We start from the raw sequence: 17298 nt of genomic DNA, 5'->3' as shown, positions 1-17298 counted from the left end.
TCACATTGAGTGTACTCGACTCAACTTTTCACGGGCAGCGGATATTCCCCTTGCATCGCCGCGGTCCGACGCTCCGCGGGTACGGCTCAGGGCGCGGGTACCAGCAGGTCGGCGAGCAGCTCGTCGATCTGCTGGTGCGCGAAGGCCGAGGCGTCCTCGCCGAAGACCCAGCGGAGGTGACCGGCCACCTCCACGGAGACCACCCCCAGCATGCGGTGCCACCCGACGATGAAGGGCTGAACCTCCCCCGCCCGCATGGGCAGCCCGAGCCGTGACGCCGTCGCCACGAGCGACGCCCGGACTCCCGGCGCGAGGCTCTCGTCGTCGACCGCACGAAGCCGTCCGGCGGCCCGCGCCTCGACGAAGAGCGATCCGAACAGGGCACCGAAGCGCTGACCCGCCTCCACGGTCGGTCCACCTGCGGGAGCCGCATAACCGATCAGCGGCGTCCCGTACACGAGACCGAACTCGGGCCGGTGCTCGAGAGCCCAGGCGCGGAACGCCAGGGTGGCGGCCAGGATGCGGCCCTCGACGTCGTCGGGCCGGCAGGCGCGCAACGCGTCCTCGCACGCGGCGGTCACCTCATGGGTGCAGGCCGTGATGAGCAGGGTGAGCAGATCGTCCCGCCCTCGTACGTACCGGTACAGGGCGCCAGCCGTGACCCCGAGACGCCGGGCCACCTCGCGGACCACCACCGCATCCGGACCTCCCTCGACCAGGAGGGAACGGCTCGTCGCGACGATCGCGTCGATGGTCAGGGGCGTCGTGACCACGGGATGTGCCTCCGAATCTCGGGTCTTGTGCTGTGAACACTGTTCACCCTACTATCGGTGAACAGTGTTCACCCTTGCGAGGAGTTCTCCGATGCGCGTGCTCTATCTGCTCCTGGCCGTCGTCGGCGGCGTCGGCACCTGGACCTTCAACCTTCGATCCATGGCCGCGCAGGAGGACTATCTCGCCGGCTGGTTCGCGAGTGCCGCGTCGACCTCCGCCGCCGTGGATGTGATCGTGGTCGCCTTCGTCGCCTGCATGTTCATGATCCTCGAGGGCAGGCGCCTCGGTATGTCCCGGGCGGTCTGGCTCCTCGTCCCCCTCAGCTTCGTCATCGCCATCGCGTTCACCTTCCCGCTGTTCCTGGCCTGGCGGGAACACCACCTGATGCGGACCGTCGACGGCGGCGCCCCCGCGCGCGCCGAGCGGGTGCCGTCGTGACCACCGCGGCGGTCCTGCGCGCCGGGTGGCGGGTGAGCCCGGCGCTCATGCTCCTACTCGCGTGCGCCGTCGTCGTCCTCCCGATCTCGGCCGTCCTCGCCGTGGCCGACCCCACGCAGGTCGCGGGGGCTCCCGTCTGGAACAAACCGCTCAAGTTCGCCCTGTCCTTCGTCGCGTTCGCACCCGTGATGCTGTGGATCTACGGGCGGATCGAGCGCGGCCGGTTCACCCGGGCGGTGCTCGAGGTGCTCGGCTGGGCACTGATCGTGGAACTCGGCGTCCTCGTCCTCCAGGCCGCACGCGGCAGAGCCTCGCACTTCAACACCGCGACGCCGCTCGATACGACCCTCTGGGCCGTGATGGGTGCGGGCATCGGAGTCTTCTCGCTGTGCGTGATCATCGTCGGCGTTGTGCTCGCGCGGAGACGGCTGGACGGCGGCCTCGGGCTGGCGGTGCAGCTGGCCGTGCCCCTCATGACCGTCGGAGCGCTCAGCGGCTACGTCATGACCGGTCCCCGGCCCGGCCAGACGGGAATGGGCCCGGTGACCGGCGGCCACACGGTCGGCTCCTCCGACGGCGGTCCCGGCCTGCCCCTGCTCGGGTGGTCCACCGACTTCGGGGACAGCCGGGTGGCCCACTTCGTCGGGCTCCACGCCCTGCAGGCCCTGCCGCTCATCGCGCTCGCCCTCACCTGGCTGGTCGGCCGCGGCGTGCTGAACCTCTCGGAGCACCGCATCCGTCGGATCGTCGCGGTGGCCGCGGTCGCCTATCTCGGCCTCATGCTCACCCTGTTCGTGCAGGCGCAGCGCGGCCTGTCCGTCGTCGCGCCGGACGCCCTGACCCTCGGGATGGGTGCCATGCTCGTCCTCCTGCCGGCGGTGATCGCCCTCGGTCTCGCGCTGCGGGGTGACCGCACGCCCGGCGCTCCAGCCCCGCCGTCGGTGGGGGCCCTTGTGCGCTGAGCCACGCGTGACGCACCGCGGGTCCGCTCCCGGGCGTTCGGGCTCAGCCATAATGACCCCATGGGGAACCTCCGCCGCGCCACGACCGTCCTGATCATCGCCGCCCTGACCCTCGGCCTCACGGCCTGCACCGACGACCGGCCGACCGCCGAGGACGCCGCCAGGACGCTCGCCGAAGGCCTCGCGCAGCTCGATGTGGGGCAGTCGGCCTTCGCGGGGACCGATCCGGCCGCCGTGACCGCCGACCTCGCCACGATCACGGACGGTTTCGGCCCGGAAGCGCCGGCCGTCACCGTGCGCGGCGTGGAGGAGACGGGTGAGGACAGCGCGACGGCGACCCTGGACTACGTGTGGGACCTCGACGACACGGACCAGGACTGGACCTACAGCACGACGGCGGACCTCACGCGCGTCGAGGACAACTGGCAGGCGGCGTGGGAGCCGGACGTCTTCGTCCCGAACCTCCTGCCGGACGAGAAGCTGACCCTCGCGAGCGTGCCCGGAGACCGGGGTGACATCACCGGCGCGAACGGCGAGGTGATCGTCACGCAGCGCCCGGTGATCCGTGTGGGCATCGACAAGACCCTCGTCCCCGAGGCGCAGTGGACGGCGTCGGCACGCGCTCTCGCAACACTCCTCGAGCTCGACCCGGCCGGCTACGAGGAACAGGTGACGGCCGCGGGTGCCGAGGCGTTCGTCGTCGCCCTCGTGCTGCGCGACGACGCCGGCCGCACCGTGACGGACGCGCAGATCGACGCCGTCCCCGGTGCCCTCCGCCAGGCGGACACGCTGGAACTCGCGCCCACCCGCACGTTCGCGCGGGAGCTGCTCGGGAGCGTCGGCGAAGCCACGGAGGAGCTCGTGGAGCAGTCCGGCGGGGCCATCCGGGCCGGGGACGTGACGGGGCTCGGCGGGCTCCAGCTGCAGCACAACGCCCAGCTCACCGGCACCCCCGGGCTCGAGGTCAACGCCGTCGCGGTGGATGATCCCGCCACCCCCACGCAGCGCCTGTTCGGCAAGCCCGCCGTGGACGGCACGGATCTCGCCACCACCCTCGATCCCCGCCTCCAGTCCCTCGGTGAGGACGTACTCGCGGACGAGCCCTCGGCGTCGTCGATCGTCGCCATCCGGCCGAGCACCGGCGAGATCCTCGCCGCCGCCAACGGACCGGGCAGCGAGGGGCTGCAGACGGCCCTCCTCGGCCAGTACCCGCCCGGTTCCACCTTCAAGGTCGCCACGAGCCTCGCGCTCCTGCGCAAGGGCTTCACGCCCGAGACGCCGACCGAGTGCACGGAGGAGGTGACCGTGGACGGCCGCACGTTCAACAACGCCAGCACCTACCCCGCGCAGTTCCTCGGCACCATCCCGCTCCTCGAGACCTTCGCGCAGTCCTGCAACACGGGCTTCATCAGCACGCGCGGCGACATCACGCAGGCCGAGCTGGCGAGCGCGGCCGCTGACCTGGGGATCGGCGTCGAGGCGGCCATCGGCACCCCCGCGTTCTTCGGAGCCGTGCCCACGGAAGCAGAGGGTACGGCGCAGGCCGCCGCGATGATCGGCCAGGGCGAGGTCCTCGTCTCGCCCCTCTCGCTCGCCACCATGGCGGCGAGCGTCGGGGCCGGGGCGCGGGTGACCCCCACGCTGCTCGCCGCCGGGGAGTCGACGGACCTCGATCCCGGCTCGGAGAGTGCCGCGGAGACGGCGGCTCCCACGGACGATGCCACCTCACCGGACGATGCCGCCTCACCGGGCGACGCCGCCGAGGATCCGGCCACCGACGCCCCGCCGAGCGCGTTCTCCGCCGCCGAGGCCGCGACCCTCCGCACCCTGATGTCCGCCGTCGTCAGCCAGGGCGGCGCCCAGCTCCTGCAGGACGTGCCCGGGGAGCCCGTCCTCGCGAAGACCGGTACCGCCGAGTTCGGCAGCGAGACGCCGCCGCGGACCCACGCGTGGGTCGTGGCGATCCAGGGCGACCTCGCGGTGGCCGTGTTCGTCGAGGAGGGCGAGCTCGGGTCCACCTCGGGCGGCCCGCTCATGCAGGCGTTCCTGGCAGGTGCGGCGTCCTGACCGAGGGCGCATAACGGTTTGTCCACTTTCACGACATGGGGGTCAGAGAAGCGCAATGCATCGCATAGGTTGATGTCCGAGCGGGCCGCACGGCCCACTGACCTAATTCCGCAGTTCACCGTGAAAGGGTCTCAGTGACCACTGCAGCAATCACCATAGGCGTCATCGTCGTCGTCGTCATCCTCCTGATCGTCCTGGCGATCCTCGCCAAGATGGCACTCCACATCGCCAGTCCGGACCAGGCGCTCATCATCTCGTCGAAGGACAACAAGGGGCAGCCCGACGTCGACAGCCAGCGCGTCGTCTTCGGCCGCGTCTTCATCAACCCGTTCTCCCAGCGGGCGTACCCGCTCTCCCTGGCGTCGCGCCAGGTGTCCCTGCGCATCGAGGGCATCTCGCTGAACGGCATCAAGCTGCACCTCACGGGCGTGGCCCAGGTGAAGGTGGGTGGCGACGCCGATTCGGTGCGCAAGGCCGCGCAGCGCTTCCTCAACCAGCAGGACGCCATCGACCACTACACGCAGGAGACGCTCTCGGGCTCGCTACGTTCCATCGTGGGCACCCTGACCGTCGAGTCGATCATCCGGGACCGCGCCACCTTCGCGAAGAGCGTGAAGGAGGAGGCCGAGCACTCCATGCACAACCAGGGCCTGGAGATCGACACCTTCCAGATCCAGTCCGTGGATGACGACTCCGGCTACCTGAAGAACCTGGGGCGCCCCGAGGCGGCGTCCGCCGAGCGCAACGCGAAGATCGCCGAGGCCCGCTCGGTCCAGGAGTCCGAGCAGGCTCGCGCCATCTCCGACGAGCAGGTGGCCCTCGCGCAGCAGCAGCTGACCATCCGCCGGGCCGAGCTCAAGGAAGCAGCGGACGCACGCCAGGCGCGTGCGGACGCCGCAGGGCCGCTGGCGCAGGCCGAGCAGAACGAGCAGGTGATCATCCGCGAACAGCAGGTGGCCCTCCGCCGTGCCGAACTGCGCGAGCGCGAGCTCGACACCGAGGTCCGCAAGCCGGCCGACGCCGAGAAGTACCGGCTCATCCAGCAGGCCGACGCGAAACTCGAGGAGCGTCGCCGCGCCTCGGAGGCCACGGAGATCGAAGCCCGCGTGGACCTCGCGAAGCGGAAGCTGAGCGCGGAGGGTGACAGGGTGTCGGCCGAGGCCGACGCCGCCGCGAACACCGCCCGCGGTAACGCCGAGGCAGCCATCAACGAGGCCAAGGGCCGCGCGGAGGCAGCTGTCATCGCGTCACGAGGTGATGCGGAGGCGCAGTCCACCGAAGCACGCGGTAAGGCGGAGGCCGCCGGTATCGCCGCGCAGGCCGAGGCCTACAAGCAGTTCAACCAGGCCGCCATCCTGTCGAAGGTCCTCGAGGTCCTGCCGTCCATGGCGCGGGAGATAGCGGCACCGATGTCCGCCATCGACACCATGACGGTGGTCTCCACGGACGGTGCGAGCCAGCTGAGCAGGAACGTGACGAACGGTGTGCAGCAGACCACGCAGATGGTCAAGGACACCACGGGTCTCGACATCATCGGGCTGCTCGGTGACCTGCTGAAGAACGCCGACAAGCCGGGCACGGGCTCCAGTGCGGGGTCCAGCGGAGGCTCAACCGTGGTGGGTGGACCCGAGTAGACTCCCGGCACGCGCGAGCTCACGCCGCGCAGCCCAGCACGGGTGGTGGAGGAGCCGCGACGGACGCCGTCGCGGCTCCTCCTTGCTGCGCGGGGCGCCGCCGGGCAGGTGGCGCGCAGAAACGCACAGCGGCGAAGTGCTATACAGGGTTCTACACGACGGCAGTTGACGGTCTCGAGCGGTCGTGGAGGGTTCCGGAGGTCTCACGGAGCCCTGCACCACAATCGGGCGGCGCGCCTCGGGCGCCCGCTCCACGGGGAGGTACTCATGCACCACGCGCAAGGGCCCACGCGCTTCACACCCCATCACGTCGAGCCCGACATCGTGGTGGTCCAGTGGCAGCCTTCCATCCGCTTCACCGAGCAGGACGCCGCGGACATCATCGGGTACATGCGGACCCTCGGCACGGACGGTCCGCGGCCCCTGCTGGTCCGACCGGCGGGTATGACCTCGATCTGCCGCGCCGCACTGAAGTCCTTCGCCCAGCCGGGCTGGGTCTCACGGATGGCCGTGACGGGCCGGTCGCTGATCGACGGACTGCTCCTCGACCTCTACAACGAGCTGTACGCCCCGCCCTTCGAGGTGCGTCACTTCGACGACGAGCACGCGGCCCTGCGCTGGTTGCGATCGCCCGACGAATCCCGGCCTCAGCGCACGCCGACTCCGTCCGCCCTCGCCGAGCGAGCTTCCGCCGGAGGGTTCCGCCGACGGACGGACAGGTTCAGCGGTAGGTAGGCAGATAGGTGGTCGAGGGCACGATCACCTTGCCCAGCGGTGCCAGCGAGACGGGGATGAGCTTGAGGTTCGCGATGCCGAGGGGGATCCCGATGATGCTCACGAACATCGGGATGGCCGTGAGCACGTGGCCGATGGCGATCCAGATCCCGGCCACGAGGAGCCAGATGACGTTGCCGATGGCGGGCAGCGCTCCGGTGGTCCCCCCGCGGTGCACGACCATCTGCCCGAAGGGCCAGAGGGCGTAGACGCCGATCCGGAACGAGGCGATGCCGAACGGGATGGTCACGATCAGCAGGCAGCAGATGATGCCCGCCGCGAAGTAGCCGAGGGCGAGCCAGATGCCTCCGAAGAGGAGCCAGATGACGTTCAGGAGTGCGTTCATGCATCCATTGTCCCGCACCCTCGGCAGGAACACCGAGGCATGTTCTCCGGGCTATCCCTCAGGTCACCGGATCGGGATGACCTGCAGACATGACAGGACCCCCGGGCGCGGTGCGCTCGGGGGTCCTGTCATGGTCCTGCGTGACTAGCGGGTGCGGCGATCGTTCGACGCGGGAGCGCTGGCCCGGCGGGAGCCACCGGCACGGCGGGCGCCCTCGGTGCGGGGCGCCGACGGGGCGTGGTTCCGCTGGCCTCCCGCGGCAGGGGCCGACGGGCTGCGCTGACCGCCCGCGGCGGGCGCGGACGTGCTGGACCAGCGGACGGCGTCGCCCACGCGCTGCCCGGAGGCGGGACGCCTGCTGCGCGTCGACGTCTCCGATGCCGTGCGCGGCTCCTCCGAACGACGGCGGGTGCCCGACGCCGCGGACCCTCCGCCGTCGGACCCGAAACGCGGTGCCTGCGGCTGGTCCTTGCGGCGCTCGGCGCGGTTGCCCTGAGCCTGCGGCTCGGCGCTCACGCGGCCACGGCCGCCTCGACCGCCTCGACCGCCGGCCGACGGAGCGGCGGTGCCACGACGGGCGCGCTTGCGCTCGGCGTTCGCACCCGTCGAGGTCCCGTCACCCCGGGGGGTCTCGCGGGAGGACTCACGCGCAGCGAGCAGAGCAGCACGGGTACGCGGGTCGATCCTGTCCGCGACATCGCCGATGAGCGACTGCACGAGGGGCGAGGTGGCCTTCACGTTCTCGAACGCGACGTCGACGCCGGCCGCCTTCATGAGCTTCTGGACCTCGGACTTCTGCTCGGGCAGGGTGATCGTGACCACCGTTCCCGAGGAACCGGCGCGCGCCGTGCGGCCCGAGCGGTGCAGGTAGGCCTTGTGCTCCGTGGGCGGGTCCACGTGCACCACGAGCTCGACGTCGTCCACGTGCACGCCGCGGGCTGCGACGTCGGTGGCCACGAGGACGCGGACGTCGCCCGAGGAGAACTCGGCCAGGTTGCGGTCGCGGGCGTTCTGCGACAGGTTGCCGTGGAGGTCGACGGCGGGGATGCCGGCGTCCGTCAGGGTCTTCGCGAGCTTCCGCGCATGGTGCTTGGTGCGCATGAAGAGCAGGCGGCGGCCGGTGCCGGAGGCCAGCTGGACGATCAGCTGCTTCTTCTGGGTCTGGTCGCCGATGAGGAGCACGTGGTGCTCCATGGTGGTGACGGCGGCCTGGGGGTCGTCGACGGAGTGGGTCACCGGGTTGGACATGTAGCGGTTGACCACCTTGTCCACCCCGTTGTCCAGCGTGGCCGAGAACAGCAGCCGCTGGCCCTCCTTGGGTGTGGTGTCGAGGAGCTTCTTGACCACGGGCAGGAAGCCGAGGTCCGCCATGTGGTCCGCCTCGTCGAGGATGGTGATCTCCACGGACTCGAGGCTGATGAGCCTCTGGCGCATCAGGTCCTCGAGGCGGCCCGGGCAGGCGATGACGATGTCCACGCCGGCCCGGAGCGCCTTCTCCTGGCGCTGCTGGGACACACCGCCGTAGATCACGGTGGTGTTCAGGCCGAGCTGCTGCGCGAGCGGCTCGACGGTGGCGTTGATCTGGGTGGCGAGCTCGCGGGTCGGCGCGAGGACGAGGGCCAGCGGACGCCCGGGCTTGCGGCGGTACGCCGCTTCCTGCTCGGCGAGGCGGGCCACCATCGGCAGCGCGAAGGCGAGGGTCTTGCCCGAGCCGGTGCGGCCGCGGCCGAGGACGTCGCGCCCGGCCAGGGAATCCGGGAGGGACTTGACCTGGATGGGGAACGGTTCGGTGATGCCCTGCGCGGCGAGGTTCTCGACCAGCGCCTTGGGCACACCGAGGGCAGCAAAAGTAGTCATGTGAAGTACACGAGCTTTCTTCTCATCTTCCCCGGCGCCGGTTGGAGCAGGGGTTCGCCGAAGAAAAATCAGACAGTGTCCACCGCGCTCACGATCCTGGGAGCTTCATGCGAGACAAAAGAATGCGTTCTATCGACGCAGGCTGCGCGTGTGTCACGCGGAGGGTCTCCGCCGTGCGCAGGCAAGTACTTTTATTTTACCAGCAGGTTGCACCGTTCCCGGCATCAGGGCGGGCCGATGTGTGCCGCGGCACGTCCGGGCCCTTCTGTTCGGTCAAGCGGATCCAGGACCAGCCGTCGCACGGCCCGCACGTGCTGGGCGCGGCCCGGACGACGACGTCGGACCCGGTGCGGTGCCACCGGTCGGGGACCTCGCCACGGCAGGTCGGATCTGCGAGGGTGGAGGAACGCCCGCACCCGCCTGCCAGGAGGAATTCTGTGACGCTCTCCCCCGCTGCACTGCTCGCCGACGCCCGCGACCTCGCGGGTGACATCACGGACCTCCGCCACCGCCTGCACCGCCACCCGGAGATCGGCCTCGATCTCCCCCGCACGCAGGAGAAGGTCCTCGCGGCACTCGACGGCCTGCCGTACGAGATCACCCTCGGCACGGACACCACCTCGGTCACGGCGGTCCTCCGCGGCTCGGGCGTGCCCTCCCCCGGGACGCCGCACGGCGGCGCGAAGACCGGCAACGCTGCCCCGCCCCTCGTCCTGCTCCGGGGTGACATGGACGCCCTGCCGGTCCAGGAGACCACCGGGGTGCCCTATACCTCGGAGGTCGACGGCGCCATGCACGCCTGCGGCCACGACCTCCACACCGCCATGCTGGCGGGCGCAGCGAGGCTCCTCGCCGACCGCCGCGCCGACCTACCGGGCGACGTCGTGCTGATGTTCCAGCCGGGCGAGGAGGGGTACGACGGCGCCGGCGTCATGATCCGCGAGGGCGTGCTCGACGCCGCGGGGCGGCGACCCGACGCCGCCTACGGGCTGCACGTGGTCTCCTCCCTCATCCCCACGGGCGTCGTCGCGAGCCGTGGCGGACCGCTGATGTCGGCGTCGGACGGGCTCATGATCACCGTGCGCGGGATGGGCGGGCACGGCTCGTCACCGCACTCGGCGAAGGATCCCGTGACGGTCGCCGCGGAGATCGTCACGCAACTGCAGGTCATGGTCACGCGGCAGTTCAACATGTTCGATCCCGTGGTGCTGTCCGTCGGTGTGCTGAAGGCCGGAACCAAGCGGAACATCATCCCGGAGACCGCGCGCATCGAGGCGACCGTCCGGACGTTCAGCGCGGCCAACCGGGAGCGGATGGCGGAGTCGGCACCCCGCCTCGCGCAGCACATCGCCCGGGCACACGGTCTCGAGGCCGAGGTGGAGTACGTCCACGAGTACCCGCTGACCATCACGGACCACGACGAGACGGCGCACGTGCAGGCGCAGGTCGCCGAGTTGCTCGGCCCGGACCGGTACGTGACCATGCCGAACCCGATGAGCGGCTCCGAGGACTTCTCGCGCATCCTCGAGGCCGTGCCCGGCAGCTTCGCGTTCCTCTCGGCCGTGACACCCGGCGTCGATCTCGCCGCGTCGCCCTACAACCACTCGCCCTACGCGGTGTTCGACGACAGCGTCCTCGCCGACGGCGCGGCCCTGTACGCGCAGCTCGCCATCTCGCGCCTCCAGCTGGGAGCCGCCCGGAGCTAGCGGCTGGGAGCACCGCTCCTCGACCCGGGTGCCGGTACCCTTGGGGGCGATGGAATCCGACGCCCCCAGCTCCGAGCAGCAGCACCGAACCCAGCCCGTCTCCTTCGTGCGGCGCGGCTCGCGATTGCAGGGCCGACGACGCGAAGCATGGGACGAGCTGGCAGCGGCCTTCCTGATCGACGTCCCCCGGGTGGAGAGCGCGGACACGTCCGTGGCCCCCGGCTTCGTCCTCGACCTTCCGGCGACCTTCGGGAGGACGGCGCCCCTCGTCGTCGAGGTGGGCTCCGGCCTGGGCGAGGCCATCACCCACGCCGCCGAGCAGCGACCCGACCGCGACCACCTGGCCCTCGAGGTCTACCGGCCCGGGCTGGCGCAGACCATGCTGAGGATCAGCCAGAAGGACCTCACGAACGTCAGGACGGCGCAGGTGGATGCCGCGGCGGCCTTCGCCGGGATGATCCCCGCGGCGTCGGTGGGCGAACTGTGGACGTTCTTCCCCGACCCCTGGCACAAGGCGCGGCACCACAAGCGCCGCCTCGTCAAGCAGGACTACGTGGAGCTCGCGGCCCGCGTCCTCGAGCCCGGCGGCGTCTTCCGGCTCGCCACCGACTGGTCCAGCTACGCCGTCCAGATGCGAGCGGTCCTCGACGCCAGCCCGGACTTCGAGAACCTGCACGACGGCGAGCGCCGCGGTGCCGACAGTCCGCTCACCCAGGTGTGGGAGAGCGGCGTGGAGTCGGTGGTGGGTGGCGCGCCGGTCCGTGAGGGCCGCGACCCCGTCAGCACCGGGAACACGGGAGCCAACGAGGGCGTGGACGACGTCGGCGGGTGGGCGCCCCGCTTCGAGGGGCGGCCGCTGACGAGTTTCGAGAACAAGGCGATCACCGCCGGTCGGATGGTCTTCGACCTCGCGTACCGGCGCCGTTGACGCACCGAGCTGACCGTGGGGAGGGCCATCGGGAGAGTAGTTCGGAGCCCGCTGGGGAGCGCGGTCAGGAGGGCCGGGCGCCCGCTGGGGAGCGCGGTCAGGAGGGCCGGGAGCCCGCTGGGAAGCGCGATCCGGAGGGCCGGGCGCTCACCGGGGGCTGCCGGTCGGGAGCGCGACCCGGGGAGTCGGCGGAACCCGTGACGGCGCACGCACGGGCGCGTGCCCGGACGGCGCGACGATGAGCGACGGCACCTGGCAGGGACACCCGAAGGACTCCCGCGCGTACCGGCGGATCCTCCTGGCCCTGCTCTTCGCGGGCCTCGCGACCTTCGCTCAGCTCTACTCCCTGCAGGGTGTGCTCACGGGCGTGGCGGCGGATCTGCAGGTCTCGCCGGCGGACGCCGCCCTTTCGGTCTCCGCGGCCACGCTGGGCCTCGCCGTCGCGGTCATCCCCTGGTCGGCGGTGGCGGACCGCGCCGGACGACGTCGGACCATGACGTGGGCGATCACCGTGGCCGTGGTGCTGGGGTTCCTCGCGGCGGCGGCTCCCTCCTTCGAGGTGCTGCTCGCCGTCCGGTTCCTCGAGGGCGTGGCCCTCGGCGGTGTCCCGGCGACCGCGCTCGTGTACCTGTACGAGGAGGTGCAGAAGCTTCACGCCGCCGTCGCCGCCGGGACCTACATCGCGGGGACCACCCTCGGCGGGCTCGCCGGCCGCCTGGTGGCCGGTCCCGTGGGAGAGCTGTTCGGCTGGCGCGCCGGTGTCCTCGCCGTCAGCATCATGGCCGCCGGTGCCGCCGTCGCGTTCATGGTCCTCGCGCCCGCCGCACGCGGCTTCCGGCCCACCCGGCGCGGCTCCGGGCCGGGGCTGGCCGCGCGCGTCGGCGTGAACCTCCGCTCGCCCCGCCTGCTGGCGGTCTACGCGCAGGGGTTCCTCCTCATGGGCGGCTTCGTGGCGGTCTACAACTACCTGGGCTTCCACCTCGAGGGGCCTCCGTTCCTCCTCCCCGCCTCGCTCGTGAGTCTGCTCTTCCTCGCCTACCTCTCCGGCACCGTCACCTCACGCCTGGCGGGCGGACTGAGTGTCCGCTTCGGACGCCTCGCGGTCCTGGTCGCCGCGATCCCCGTCATGCTCGTCGGTCTGCTGGTCACGCTCTCGCCGTCCGTCCCGCTCGCGGTGCTCGGGCTCGTGGTGTTCACCGGCGGGTTCTTCGCGGCGCACTCGGTCTCCTCGGGGTGGGCCCCGGCGCTCTCCTCGGAGGGCCGGGCGCAGGCCTCCGGCCTGTACAACGTGGCCTACTACGCGGGCTCCAGCCTGCTCGGCTGGGTCGGTGGCCTGTTCTTCGGCCATCTGGGCTGGTCGGGCGTGGTGCTCTTCACCGGTGCACTGGCGGTGACCGCGGGGCTCATCGCCGTCGTCGTCCTCCGTAGTGCGCCCGGCAGCGCGGCGACGCAGCCCTCCTGAGAGCGCGGCGACACGTCCGTTCCACTGGGCGGCGCCCCGCCGCGGCCCCGGCGGACACCTCCCGCCGGGGCCATCCCGCAGGGTAGATTCACTCAGGTCGGAGCGACCGGAGGATCCCGGGCGCACACACCGAGGGAACGCGAGCACCATGGGCATTGTGAACCGCCGGGCCGGTGTTCGGCGCGGCCGGAAGGATCCCATCGAGGCCTTCTGGCAGTGGTGGGCGGCGGACGGCGAGGAACTGCTCACCACCGCCACCCGCGCGGGTGACTTCGACGCCTACGTGGACGTCATGACGCAGCGCGTGCACGCGATCGCCCGCGGCCTCGAATGGGAGACGCGGAACGGGCAGGAGTCCGAGCACACGCTGTGCATCTCCAGCGGCGGCAACGCATCCCTCCGGCCGGTGGCCGAGCGCTGGTACCGGGCGTCCCCGCCCGCGGGCCGCCGGTGGGAGTTCATCCCCGCGCGGAGCGCCAAGCCGGACATGCTCGATTCGACCATCACCTACCGCGGCCGCACGTTCGATCTCCGCCGCACCACGGTGCATGCTGCGGTCACCCGGGCGGGCGACGGCTTGATCGTCTCCGTGCACAACCCCGGCTTCACCGGCCAGTGGGACGACGAGCACGGCCTGTGCGTCCTGCTGCTCGAATGGCTGCTGGGTGAGGACGACGTGGAGCGCTGGGTCCGGCGCGTCGACTGCATCGTGCACGACGTCGTGGACAGCTTCCCCGCGCGAGAGCTCCCCGGGCGCGTGGCCGAGCTGGCGAGGACCCTCCCGGAGCCCGGCTGGATCGTCATGCAGGGCAAACACGGTTCCGGTGAGCCGGTCTTCGTCCGGGTGCTGCGACCACTGCGGTGGATCGACCATCCGCAGTTCGACCTGCACACCGCTCTGCGCCTGCGCTACGACGCCGACGACGCCGGGCTCCCGGTCGCCGCGGCCCTCCCCGGCCTCGACGACATCGAGGACCGCACCGTCCGCACTCTGGGAATGCGCGGCATGCTCGTGGCCGTCGAGACCTCCAAGGGCGTGCGTACGCTCCACTTCTACTCCGATTCCGAGGACCAGAACGGGCGGGACGTCCTCGACCGCGCCGCGCAGGGCCTGCGGACGATCACCGCCAGACACACTCCCGACCCCGGCTGGAAGAAAGTGCAGGACTTCGCATGACCCCTGATGCCCCTGGAACCATCCGCGTCCCCACCTTCGTCGGCCACGTGATCGGCGGCTCGTTCGGCATGGTGTTCGTCCTCGTGAACTCCTCCACGCTTCCTCCGGCGCTCGCGGTGGTGCTGCGGGTGCTCGCGGTGGCCGCGTTCGCCGTCGTCCTCGTGGCGTTCTTCCGCACGGCCCGCGAGATCCATGGGTCCGGCGGACCCCGGCCCGTCGGCTTCACCCGGTTCTACTGGGCGGTGGTCGCCGTGGAGGCGATCGCACTCTTCGGCGGCCTCGCGCTCCTCAGGACGATCGAACCCGCCGCGGCCCTGGGCTGGATCGCCCTCGTGGTCGGCGTGCACTTCTTCCCGCTCGCGCGCCTCTGGCCCGAGGGTCGAGCACAGCTGACGAGCATCGCCACCCTCATGACCGTCCTCGGGGTGGTGGGACTGGTCCTCGCGTTCACGACCCACAGCGCCGGGCTGGTCGCCGTCGTCTCCGGCGTCGGGTCCGGCGTCGTCCTGCTCGGCTGGTCGCTGCGGCAGGCGATCGATACGCTCCGTGGACGTTCCGTCGCCGCTACGCGCGCCTAGTCCCTCCCGGCGGCAGGAGGGCCTGGAGCGTGAGGGCGGCGATCGCCCGGCCCTCGGCCACGGCGGTCTCCTCGTCCGCGCCCCGCAGGATCATCCCGAGCACGCCCGTGTAGACCAGCACCGTGCGGTCCGCCGCAGAGCGAGCCCGGTCCGCGCCCACCAGCGGTACCGCGAGCTCGGCGAGCCGCTCGGTCAGGAGGCGGGTGTCACCGGCCAGCACGTCGTCGAGAGCACTCCCCCGCTGCGGCGTCTCCGCGGCGACCCCCAGGAACATGCACCACCGCGACGGCGTGAGCGCGCCGCGGAGGCGGAGCAGGGCGTCGAAGACCGCGAGCAGGCGGTCCTCGGGGGACGCCGCCTCGTCGATGCACTCCTGCCAGAGATCCGCCCACCGCTGCAGCCGCCGCTCGAGGGCCTGCGCCATCAGCCCCTCCTTGGTGCCGAAGTGCGCGTACAGCGTCGCCGGCGAGACACCCGCGCGGGCGAGGATCACGTCCACCGGGGTGCTCGTGACGCCGTGCGAGGCCGCGAGATCCTCGGCGGCATCGAGCAGGCGGTCACGAGCTGGTGATTGCGCTGGCATGGACACACCCTATAACGTTCGTTTCAATGAAACGCTCGTTACAGTCTGCCCGCGCTCGGTCGGGCCCGATCCTCCTCGTCTCCGGCGTCGCCCTCATCGCCACGACCTACGGCCTGGCGAGGCTCGGCTTCGGGTTGTTCCTGCCGGTCTTCGCCTCGTCCTTCGCGCTGACGCCGGTTACCAGTGGCATGCTCTCGTCGGGATCCTCCCTCCTGTACTGCGTCGCGTCGGGCCTCGGGCTCCTCTGGGCAGGCTCCCGCCCCCGGACGGTCGCGGTACTCGCGGGTCTCACAGCCACCATCGGGAGCCTCGGCATCGCAGCAGCGCACTCGACCGCCGTGTTCGCCGTCGCCGTCCTCCTGGCGGGTATGGGAGCCGGCTTCGCCACACCCGCGCTGGTCGAGCTCGTGCGGCGCAACGTGCAGCCGTCCCGTGAGCGGCGCGCGCAGTCCACGGTCAACTCCGGCACCGGTTTCGGGGTCGTGCTGGCCGGGATGCTGTCCCTCGTGCTCGGCGACGCGTGGCGTGTGGCGTGGATCCTCGTCGCGGTGATCGCCGTGGTGTCGACCGTCGGCGTGCTGTGCGGTGACGGCGATCCGCGGAGGTCAGTGCAGGAGCGGGCGACGGGACGGAAGCAGGAACGGGCGGCGGTCCGGGCAGCGGCGCAGGGACGTGTGCAGACGCGTGAACAAGTGAAGCTGCGCGACGGGGCGACGCTCGGGAGCGGTGTCCGCACCCTCGGGGGAGGTCTCCGCGACCTCGTGAGGCCGCTCGCGGGAGCGGTGCTACTGGGCGTCGGCAGCGCGGCGGTCTGGGTCTACGGCCGCACCGTCCTCGAGGACGTCGGAGGCATGAGTCCGGCGGCATCCGCCGGGGCGTGGATCGCGCTGGGCGTGGGCGGCGGCGCCGCGGTGCTGCTGTCCCGGTGGCTCGCGTCCCGGCCGATCGCCCTGACCTGGCCCCTGACCTGCCTCGGAACTGCCGGCGCCACGGCGCTCGTGGGTGTCCTCCCGACGGTGACCGTGGCGGCGATCGCCGGGGCTCTGCTCTTCGGCCTCACCTACACGGCGGCGACGTCGGTGCTGATCCTGTGGGCCACGACGACGCCCGGGAACGGTGCCGCGGGAACATCCGCCCTCTTCATCGCGCTCGTCCTCGGTCAGGCGGGCGGGGCGTTCCTCACGGGGATCTTGCTCGGGAGCATCGCTCCCGGTGCCGCGTTCGCCCTCGCGGCAGCAATGTGCGGAGCGGCAGCGGCGGCCGCCCTCGGCGTCAGAACGCCGACGACGGGAGGTCCCGCTCGCCCTCCCGCACGGCCGTGATGATGCGCTCGGCGACGGCCTTCGGGTCCTTGCCCTGGGGGAGCTTCGGCGCCTCACCGGCGATGGGCCGCGTGGCGAGGCCGGTCTCGGTGTGCGGCGGCCGCACGTCGAGCACCCTCACACCCTGCTTGCGCAGCTCGAGGGTCAGCGCCTTGCCGTAGGCACTGAGGCCCGCCTTCGTGGCGGAATACGCGGCCATGCCGGCGGTGGGGCTCTCGGCGACCACGGCACTGATCTGCGCGATGAAGGAATCCTTCGCGAGCTTCGGCGCGACCTCCCGCATGAGCCGCATGTAGCCGAGCAGGTTCACGAGCATGAGTTCATCGAGGGTGTCGTCGTCCACCTCGACGGCCGGGCCGAAGGCCACCACACCCGAGGCGAAGACGACGCCGTTCAGTTCCCGCCCGTACACGGCGGCCGCGATGTCAGCAGGGCCGGTGGGCTTGCCGAGATCGGCGGCGACCTGAGCGGTGACGGCGTCCCCGAGCTCCGAGGCGAGCGCGGTGAGCTTCTCCTCGGACCTGCCGGAGAGCGTGAGCTGCGCGCCCTGGGCGGCGAGTTGGCGGGAGAGCTCCGCTCCGAGCACTCCGGTTGCGCCGACGACCAGGACATGGGACCCGCTGAGCTCAGTCATGGGCCGAGTCTAACAACGGCGACCGACGCCCCACGGGCCACTAGCGACAACCGAGG

Annotated in this window: 16 protein-coding genes; 11 read left to right on the top strand and 5 right to left on the bottom strand. The window is 71.5% G+C overall.

Features of this window, described 5'->3' with window-relative positions; translation table 11 throughout:
* Positions 1 to 86: 86 nt before the first annotated feature.
* The gene (locus AC4D12_RS01695; RefSeq protein WP_490948051.1) at positions 87 to 773 is read right to left on the bottom strand and encodes a TetR/AcrR family transcriptional regulator; all 687 of its coding nucleotides are present in this window, start codon (positions 771 to 773) and stop codon (positions 87 to 89) included.
* Between the two features lie 91 nt (positions 774 to 864).
* On the opposite strand from AC4D12_RS01695, the gene AC4D12_RS01690 reads away from it, so the two are divergent.
* The 5 genes from AC4D12_RS01690 (at position 865) to AC4D12_RS01670 (ending at position 6610) form a co-directional block, all read left to right on the top strand.
* Positions 865 to 1212 carry a DUF2834 domain-containing protein gene (locus AC4D12_RS01690; RefSeq protein ID WP_490948050.1) on the top strand — a complete coding sequence of 116 codons (348 nt, stop codon included), beginning with the start codon at positions 865 to 867 and terminating at the stop codon, positions 1210 to 1212.
* Positions 1209 to 2174, top strand: coding sequence for a hypothetical protein (locus tag AC4D12_RS01685; protein ID WP_490948049.1), 966 nt, complete (start codon positions 1209 to 1211; stop codon positions 2172 to 2174). The genes AC4D12_RS01690 and AC4D12_RS01685 overlap by 4 nt, the downstream gene beginning before the upstream one ends.
* A 60-nt stretch (positions 2175 to 2234) precedes the next feature.
* Positions 2235 to 4241, top strand: coding sequence for a penicillin-binding transpeptidase domain-containing protein (locus AC4D12_RS01680; protein ID WP_490948048.1), 2007 nt, complete (start codon positions 2235 to 2237; stop codon positions 4239 to 4241).
* A 134-nt stretch (positions 4242 to 4375) separates the two neighbouring features.
* Complete coding sequence (locus AC4D12_RS01675; RefSeq protein ID WP_490948047.1) at positions 4376 to 5875, top strand: flotillin family protein; 1500 nt, start codon at positions 4376 to 4378, stop codon at positions 5873 to 5875.
* Positions 5876 to 6142: 267 nt separating this feature from the next.
* A complete protein-coding gene (locus AC4D12_RS01670; RefSeq protein WP_490948046.1) occupies positions 6143 to 6610 on the top strand; it encodes a DUF7793 family protein in 468 nt (155 codons plus the stop codon).
* Here the strand turns inward: AC4D12_RS01670 and AC4D12_RS01665 are convergent.
* Both AC4D12_RS01665 and AC4D12_RS01660 read right to left on the bottom strand, forming a co-directional pair.
* Entirely contained in the window at positions 6597 to 6995 is a 399-nt protein-coding gene (locus AC4D12_RS01665) for a YccF domain-containing protein (RefSeq protein ID WP_490948045.1), read from the bottom strand. The two genes, AC4D12_RS01670 and AC4D12_RS01665, sit on opposite strands and share 14 nt — an antisense overlap.
* A 144-nt stretch (positions 6996 to 7139) precedes the next feature.
* Positions 7140 to 8852 carry a DEAD/DEAH box helicase gene (locus AC4D12_RS01660; RefSeq protein WP_490948044.1) on the bottom strand — a complete coding sequence of 571 codons (1713 nt, stop codon included), beginning with the start codon at positions 8850 to 8852 and terminating at the stop codon, positions 7140 to 7142.
* Between the two features lie 437 nt (positions 8853 to 9289).
* Between AC4D12_RS01660 and AC4D12_RS01655 the strand changes: the two genes are divergently transcribed.
* From AC4D12_RS01655 to AC4D12_RS01635, 5 genes are all read left to right on the top strand, one after another.
* Positions 9290 to 10558: a M20 metallopeptidase family protein gene (locus tag AC4D12_RS01655; protein WP_490948043.1), complete on the top strand. Its 1269-nt coding sequence runs from the start codon at positions 9290 to 9292 to the stop codon at positions 10556 to 10558.
* A 49-nt stretch (positions 10559 to 10607) separates the two neighbouring features.
* The gene (gene trmB / locus AC4D12_RS01650) at positions 10608 to 11486 is read left to right on the top strand and encodes a tRNA (guanosine(46)-N7)-methyltransferase TrmB (protein WP_490948042.1); all 879 of its coding nucleotides are present in this window, start codon (positions 10608 to 10610) and stop codon (positions 11484 to 11486) included.
* Between the two features lie 238 nt (positions 11487 to 11724).
* Entirely contained in the window at positions 11725 to 12948 is a 1224-nt protein-coding gene (locus tag AC4D12_RS01645) for an MFS transporter (RefSeq protein ID WP_490948041.1), read from the top strand.
* Between the two features lie 148 nt (positions 12949 to 13096).
* Positions 13097 to 14125, top strand: coding sequence for a DUF695 domain-containing protein (locus tag AC4D12_RS01640; RefSeq protein ID WP_490948040.1), 1029 nt, complete (start codon positions 13097 to 13099; stop codon positions 14123 to 14125).
* Entirely contained in the window at positions 14122 to 14703 is a 582-nt protein-coding gene (locus tag AC4D12_RS01635; RefSeq protein WP_490948039.1) for a hypothetical protein, read from the top strand. Before AC4D12_RS01640 ends, AC4D12_RS01635 begins: the two co-directional genes overlap by 4 nt.
* Here the strand turns inward: AC4D12_RS01635 and AC4D12_RS01630 are convergent.
* On the bottom strand, positions 14690 to 15286 hold the full coding sequence (locus AC4D12_RS01630) for a TetR/AcrR family transcriptional regulator (RefSeq protein ID WP_490948038.1): 597 nt from the start codon (positions 15284 to 15286) through the stop codon (positions 14690 to 14692). The two genes, AC4D12_RS01635 and AC4D12_RS01630, sit on opposite strands and share 14 nt — an antisense overlap.
* Positions 15287 to 15312: 26 nt before the next feature.
* Here AC4D12_RS01630 and AC4D12_RS01625 point away from each other — a divergent pair, with 26 nt between their 5' ends.
* Entirely contained in the window at positions 15313 to 16608 is a 1296-nt protein-coding gene (locus tag AC4D12_RS01625) for an MFS transporter (protein WP_490948037.1), read from the top strand.
* Here the strand turns inward: AC4D12_RS01625 and AC4D12_RS01620 are convergent.
* A complete protein-coding gene (locus AC4D12_RS01620) occupies positions 16559 to 17242 on the bottom strand; it encodes an SDR family NAD(P)-dependent oxidoreductase (RefSeq protein WP_490948036.1) in 684 nt (227 codons plus the stop codon). The genes AC4D12_RS01625 and AC4D12_RS01620 overlap by 50 nt on opposite strands.
* Positions 17243 to 17298: the final 56 nt, after the last annotated feature.

The organism is Arthrobacter sp. TJ-266, assembly GCF_058269115.1.
The sequence above is the reverse complement of the archived record's forward strand: the minus strand, read 5'-3'. Positions and strand labels throughout refer to the sequence as shown.